Annotated in this window: 4 protein-coding genes and 2 pseudogenes; all 6 read right to left on the bottom strand. The window is 60.6% G+C overall.

Annotated elements, in window-relative coordinates:
- Positions 1-228: 228 nt before the first annotated feature.
- A pseudogene (locus BMX78_RS22370) lies at positions 229-1,269 on the bottom strand (IS110 family RNA-guided transposase); the annotation flags it as partial.
- Positions 1,270-1,941: 672 nt separating this feature from the next.
- Positions 1,942-2,718, bottom strand: a complete 777-nt coding sequence (locus BMX78_RS22365; RefSeq protein WP_091424773.1) for an ABC transporter ATP-binding protein — start codon at positions 2,716-2,718, stop codon at positions 1,942-1,944.
- 78 nt (positions 2,719-2,796) lie between these two features.
- Positions 2,797-2,894, bottom strand: a pseudogene (locus tag BMX78_RS23565) (recombinase family protein); the annotation flags it as partial.
- Between the two features lie 3 nt (positions 2,895-2,897).
- Positions 2,898-4,259, bottom strand: coding sequence for an MmgE/PrpD family protein (locus tag BMX78_RS22360; protein ID WP_091424770.1), 1,362 nt, complete (start codon positions 4,257-4,259; stop codon positions 2,898-2,900).
- Positions 4,260-4,335: 76 nt separating this feature from the next.
- Complete coding sequence (locus BMX78_RS22355; protein WP_091424767.1) at positions 4,336-6,306, bottom strand: MFS transporter; 1,971 nt, start codon at positions 6,304-6,306, stop codon at positions 4,336-4,338.
- Between the two features lie 251 nt (positions 6,307-6,557).
- Positions 6,558-6,775: hypothetical protein (locus BMX78_RS22350; protein WP_211482619.1), on the bottom strand; the 218-nt coding region annotated here is incomplete at its 5' end.

Genomic DNA, 6,775 nt, shown 5'->3' with positions numbered 1-6,775 from the left:
ACCTGTTCGACTACGTTACCGACCTTGAGCTTTTCCGCACTGACACGATCCCCGCCTTCGAAGCAGAACTCGCAAAGCACGGCAAAACATACCGCAAGCCCTCTGTTCCCGAAATCATCACCGAGTCAACGGCAGTCTAAACCGTGATCCCCTAATGGTAGGCGCCGATCGCATCAACAACCGATGACCGGTGAACCGACATTACCCAGGTGCAGGACGACGACATCCTCATCCGCGGTAACCCGTCGACGAGTATGTGTCCTCGTATAAGGTGCCGCGTCTGAGCATTGAGTAGATGACGTCGCAGCACCGGCGGGCCAGGCGGATGATTGCGGCTTATGCTTCTTCCCCTGTGCCCGTTTCTTTTGGTAGTAGGCATTCGACGCTGGGTGCCGGCACCTGGCGATCAGGGTATCTGAACAGGGCGTTCTTGAGTTGTTTGTTCCCTGATTGTGCGGAGAATTCACCGCGTATCGAGGTGCCGGAGCGTCGTGTGACAGGGGCGATGCCTGCGTAGGCGGCGAGGTGCCCGGGAGAGGTGAAGGTGCCGGCATCGCCGATGGTCAGGAGTATCGCCGCTGCGGCTTCGGTGCCGATCACGGTGATCGTCTGCTCAACCAGTGCCGTGAAGATGGCGTCAACCAGGTTCACCGGGTCCTTGCGGTTGTGGTTCCTGGCCCAGCGCAACACGTTGGATCGCCCCGCGGCCCGCAGGCCGGTCGGTCCGGCGTATTTGATGAACAGCTCCGGGACCAGGGACCGTGTCAGCACTTTCCCCGGGAAGACTCGCTCCAGGGCGGGGAAAATCTGCAGCAACAGCGACCGCAGCCGGTTGATCGACCTGGTGCACTCATGGGTCAGGTCCGCGTCGAATCCGGAGAGCACCTTTAGTGCCGCGAGCACCTCGCTGTCCCGGTCGACGGCCCCCAGCGTGTGCGGCTCCGCACGTGCAGTCTCGGCGATGATGAACGCATCCCGCGCGTCCGTCTTGGACTTTCCCGGATACAGGTCAGCGGCTTTACGCATCGCCAGGCTGGGCAGGTAGGCAACAGTGCAGCCGCAGTCCCTGGCCACGGCTATCGGAAGAGCGCCGTTGGTGTTGGGCTGGTCGACGATCACGAGTACGCGGCCGTGCTGTTCCAGCCCGGTGAACAGCTCGCGCAGCCGCGCCTCATCCTGAGGCAGGGGCCTGCCGAAGACTCTTCCGCCGCCTGCGTTCAATGTCGCGTTTTGGTGCTCGGATTTGCCGACATCAAGTCTGCAGAAAACCTCCTATCGTTCGTCTATCCGGCGCTCCTTTGCACCACTCATGGCCGCAGTCACGACGCCCGATGCTGGCACCCACGTTACAAAAGTGACCCGGCCCCATAGGAAGGAGCCGGCCGTGTCCCTATCAGCAGTCAAAGCGTGCCTTCGAATCCGGCGGCAACACCCCGGATCATCAAAGACAGGGCAAGAAAGTCATACCGCGGTGATGCACCGGTCAGCGCACGACCTACGCACGCATTGAGCGTACTGTGCCCGGGTTACCGAGCGTACGCGACCGAGGCGTCAAGGACCATCAATGCACCAGTCTTTGTGCCGGAGTATCGCCTCGCTCGGGAGACCCACGTCCCGTGGCCCTCGACGACGGATGCAATGTCTTTTGTGACAACGGCAATCCAATAGGTGGACCGCGATCGTATTTCGCAATCGGGGATTCAGCCGGAGGGGGTCTGGTGCTCAGCTCTCTAGGAGCTGTATCGGACCACGAAGAGCCGTTGCCGCGAAGTTCAACGATCGGTCCCTGCGGATAGGCACTCAGGGGGTGCGCCAAAATGCGTCGTCCTCAATGGAACGCGCTCCCGCTCACCTACCTCGAAGCGACCTGCGCATTAGATCGCCGTATCCATGTTGCTGCTTGGCTGCTGTTGGCCGGGTTGGCACCCGGTTTTCATGCGGTCAATCGATTTCAGGGACGGCGTTGTAGAGAGCTTGGGTGTAAGGGTGTTGGGCTTTTTCGAAGATCGTTGCCGTGTTGCCCTGTTCAATGATGTGTCCGTCTTTCATGACAACTGCGCGGTTGGCAAGGCTGCGCACGACTCCGAGGTTGTGGGTGATGAACAGGAGCGAGACGCCGCTCTGGCGCAGGTCGTCGAGGAGGTTGACGATGGTGGCTTGCACGAAGACGTCGAGTGCTGAGGTGACCTCGTCGCAGATGATGATGCTGGGGCGGGCGGCGAGGGCCCGTGCGATTGCGACGCGCTGTTTTTCTCCACCGGAGAGTTCGCTGGGGTATTTTCCGAGCACGCGGGCCGAGAGCTGCACCCGCTCCAGTAGTTCGGTGAGTTCGCCGGTTGTGGCCCGTGTTCCGCCGAGCATTTCCAGGGGGCGTCCGACGATGGATCGGATGGTGTGTGAGGGGTTGAGTGAGAGGTCGGGGTTCTGGAAGACGATCTGCACTTGCTGGAGTTGTTCACGGGTGCGGTCTCTCGCCTGCTTCGGTAGCGGCGCCCCGCGGAAGATTATCTCCCCATTTGAGGGCAGGTGTAGACCTGCGATGCATCGGCCTGTGGTGGATTTTCCGCTGCCTGATTCCCCGACGATCGCGACGCATTCGGCTTTGCCGATGCTGAAACTGATGTCGTCGACCGCGACGATCTCGCGGGTTCCGCGGCCGTAGGTCGCGATGAGGTTGCGGACCTCGAGTTCGGGCACATCGATGTCGGGATTGACCATCTCCTCCCGGTTTCTCACTTCTACCCGTACGGAGTGGGGGTGGAAGCATCGGATGTATCCGTCGCCGTGGGCGGGGGCCCCATCCCTGGCGAATCGCAGCAGCTCCGAGAGTTGCGCGGCCTGGTTGTGTCCCGACCCGAGACTTTGTCCGTGAAGACCCGGTCCAGAACTCGACCTCTCTACGAAAGGTTGAACAATTGACCGATCGTGCAGTCTGGATCGAGGCGTTCAATGCGATCCACCAGATCCCGTGCCGCTGGCATGCCAATTACGGGACTTGAGAGCGAAATGAATTTGCTCTCCAGGGCCTTCCACTCAGCAGGCAGTCCTGCACTGGGTGTGGGCTCAAAAACATCAACTTCGGCCTCTAGGACATCCCCGTTCAGAAGGGTGATCTGGACTCGGGTCGGGGCGGTCATCGGCCTATCAGCCTCCGGACATACGGTGACTAGCTCGCGCAGGGCGACCAATCGCGCGTCGTGCACGCTTTCGTCTGAAAATCCAGCCGGACCGGTGTCCAGACCCGCGAGTGCAACACTAGCGGCATGCCGCACACTGAACTTGCCCTCTAATCCCGATACAGGATCGCTGATGCAGCAGATATCAGTCACCTTCTCCGGTACGAACAACCGAACCCCGGCAATTTCGGCCTCGGCAAACTCATGTTGTGCGCGCAGCTTCACAACCCCATTGATGGACGAGTGAGTACCGTGACAGCTGGCGTGCCGCTTGAAGAGGATTGACTCGATGGCCAAACGGTTTCCCATGGTCTGCTGTGGGCGAGCCGGGTCGAAGGTGGTGCTGTGGGTCCAGATGAACCCTTGACGTCCCTCAATTCCGTCCGTTGGTGCGGTGAATCCCTTCGATGCCAGCTGCGCAGCGAGCATGCCGTTTGACGCTGCTTTCGCGGCATTCAGATGTTTCCCCATGGTCCCAAAGGTGCGCCTAAGGCCGGCTGCTTGAGTGGCCGCGAGAGTATAGGCCTGCTCAAAACCATGAAGACCGAGATCTAGGAGATGAGAGCAGGCGCCCGCAGCGCCAAACGTGCCGTAGATCCCCGTGCCGTGAAAGCCGCCTTCATAAGCGGATGGGCCGGTTGCAAGAGCGATGCGGGCCTGTCCTTGCAAGCCCGCGACGATTGCTGCCACGACCTGTCCGGTTGATGATTGCAGTGTCTCGCCCAGTGCGACCGCTGCCGAGACCACCGCCGCTGACGGGTGGCCGTCAGTCCAAAGGCTCGAGTCATCAAAGTCCAGCGCATGTGCAGCGATCGCATTGGCCATCGCCGCCTCGCGTGGTGAGCTGCGCAGGTTCGTTCCAATAATGCTCGCGACCGGGCGCGAGTCGGTTTCAGACGCAATCGCTTGCGCTATACGCCCGGCCGGTTCAACGGAGCCTGCTATTACGGCTCCCAACCAATCGAGTAATACATGGCGCGCTCTCGTGATGGCGTGCGGTGGTAGGTCTGAGTAGCGGATTGCGGCAACTTCACTGGCTACCTCTGTTGTGAAGCCCTTAGCGGTTGTCTCATCTGTTCGCATAACGGAATTCGATCAAACATGGGTGACATAGTCAAGCATTTGTGGCATCGTATTCACACCCCGCGGCTCGGGCCTCTCAAGCTTCCACTGAGTCTTCCGAGCGTTGCTCCACAGCGGGCGCGGTGAAGTCCAGGGTGACCGATCGGTTGTCCACCGCGAGCTTTTGCGCCATCGCCTGCTCCGTCTCCGGTTGGAGCATGGTCAAGAGGTAGCGGCCCGCGGGCGGAAGCGGAAAGGCGTACCTGCCGTCTTCGTCAGTCTGGCTGGTGGCCACATAGCCACCGCCGGCCTCAAGCAGGGTCACGACCGCTCCGGCGATCTCGTGACCGCCCGCGCTGGCCGTGCCGCTGATCATCAGCCGGTTCCGGAGCTGGAAGTTGTGCTCCGGGGTGCGTCCGTCGAATTCGAATACCTCGGCCATCGGCGTCCAACCGGCCGTGTTGGCAACCATGAGGTATTTTCCAGGGCCAGGTAGGGCCACGGAATAGTTTCCCTCTGCATCCACGCGGCTCCAGTCCACCGGCTCCCCGCCAGGGTGGAGAACCGTAACTACGGCTGGGGTAAGGGGCGTCCTGTCGGGGGCCAGGACACGTCCTCGGGCAACGAGCTCGCCAGCAGCACCAACAGGGACGGAAGCCCCCTGGGTGGCAGCAGCGTGTGGGATGAAGACCGCCGCCAGCATAGAGGCTGCGGAGGCAAGGGCTGCCATCCAAAACATGTCCTTGAACGCATCGAAAGCGGGGAAGCGTTCAGCTCCAATCGACATGGTCACAGAGGTGAGAACGGCGGCCAATGTAGCGCTGGACGTCGAGGTACCGACAGATCGGACCAGGCTGTTCAACCCGTTCGCGGAGGCAGTTTCTGTGATGGGCACGGCAGCCATGATCAGAGTTGGCATGGAAGCAAAGGCGATAGCCGTGCCCACACCCACCACCGTTGAACCGATGATCACCCAGGCTATGGAATCGTACAAAAAGACGCGGCCAACATAGCCCACAATCATGACGACTGCCCCGGACATCAGCGCAGTCTTCCCGCCGAAGACCCGAATGATCCGCCCCGAAACAGGTGCGAACAACACCATTGCAATCCCCGACGGGACCATGCACAAGCCGGCGCTGACTACGCTCAACTCGAAACCGTAGCCGGTGGAGGCTGGCAGCTGCAGCTGCTGCGCGGTGAGAAGCATGTTGGCGAACATGGCGAATGCGATGAGCAAAGACGCCACGTTGGTCATCAGCACCGGGCGGCGAAGCGACGTCCGCAGGTCCACCATTGGCTTGCTGACCTTGAGTTCACACGGAATCCAAACGGAAAAAAGTATTGCGGCAGCGGCGAATAGCAGGAGAACCGGCTCCGAGCCCCAGCCCCAGGAGCCGCCCTTTGATATAGCCAACAACAAGGCGGTCAACGCCGCGGACAGTACCAAGGCGCCAGCAAAGTCAAATCGGCCCGGGGTGCGGACCTTGGACTCAGGGACCATCAGGACCACGCCAAAGAACAGCAAGGTGCCGGCGCCGGCTGTCACCCAGAATATGGACGCCCAACCGAGACTCTCATACAGGACCCCAGCTAGGGGCAGACCCAGGGCGCTGCCGATTCCCATTGTTGCGCTCATCAAAGCGACTGCGGTACCCATTTTCTCCTTAGGCAGCTCATCGCGCATGATGCTTATGCCTACAGGAATTAGGGCCGTGGCGAAGCCTTGGAGAGTCCGCCCGATGATCAGCCACACAAATGAACCGTCGACGGCGGCCAACACTGAACCTAACACCATGATGGCCAGGCATATCCCCATCATCTTGCGTTTGCCGTACATATCCGCGGCACGCCCGACAATCGGAGTTGCTACGGCGCTGGCCAGCAGGGTGGATGTCACCAGCCAGGAAGCGTCGTCTGCAGTGATGCCCAGGGCTCCGGTGAAGTCCGGAAGGAGTGGAATCACCAAAGTTTGCATCAGCGCAACTACGATGCCACTGAGGGCGAGGACTGTCGTGATGCCTGAGGAGGATGGGTGTCTGGGTGTCAATGCGCTAGGGTGCGGCATCTGTCGCTTTCGACTGTGGCAGGTTCTACCGTCGGCGATGAACGTGCGTTCACTTTCATCAGAGGATCATGGTTCATCAGCAAGAATCAAGGTCCCTTGCTGTTCGTTTTGTCACGGCTTCTGACCAGCCTGCTCGGGTCGACGGGCAACCTGCGAGGCTACTCAGCTGGCGTAACGACAAATGCCGCGACAATCGATTTGATCAAACTCACTTCCTGGTATCGCATCCAACACGTACGATGGTATCGTATTCAAGAACGTCCCGCAGCGGCTATCGTCAGGAAGGGCCGCGCGGTTTCGTTCGACCAGGTGGCGACGATGGGGCGGTCTTCATGGAGGGGGGCAATGCGGTGGCTCGGCTGCTCGATCTCCGCGGTCCAGGAAGCGGTGGTCACCGGATGGTGCAGACCGGAAGAAGTGAGGGGTGTTGTGAGGAGAAGAATGAGCACGATTAACCGATCCTTTGGCG

The sequence above is a fragment of the Arthrobacter sp. OV608 genome (assembly GCA_900110595.1).
In the GTDB taxonomy this organism is placed as follows: Bacteria; Actinomycetota; Actinomycetes; order Actinomycetales; family Micrococcaceae; genus Arthrobacter.
Note: the sequence above shows the minus strand (reverse complement) of the source record. Positions and strands in the feature narration are given on the sequence as shown.

Excerpts from the sequence above, each read along its gene's own strand:
- BMX78_RS22365 (WP_091424773.1), bottom strand. The coding sequence starts at position 2,718 with ATGGTCAATCCCGACATCGATGTGCCCGAACTCGAGGTCCGCAACCTC.
- BMX78_RS22360 (WP_091424770.1), bottom strand. The coding sequence starts at position 4,259 with ATGCGAACAGATGAGACAACCGCTAAGGGCTTCACAACAGAGGTAGCC.
- BMX78_RS22355 (WP_091424767.1), bottom strand. The coding sequence starts at position 6,306 with ATGCCGCACCCTAGCGCATTGACACCCAGACACCCATCCTCCTCAGGC.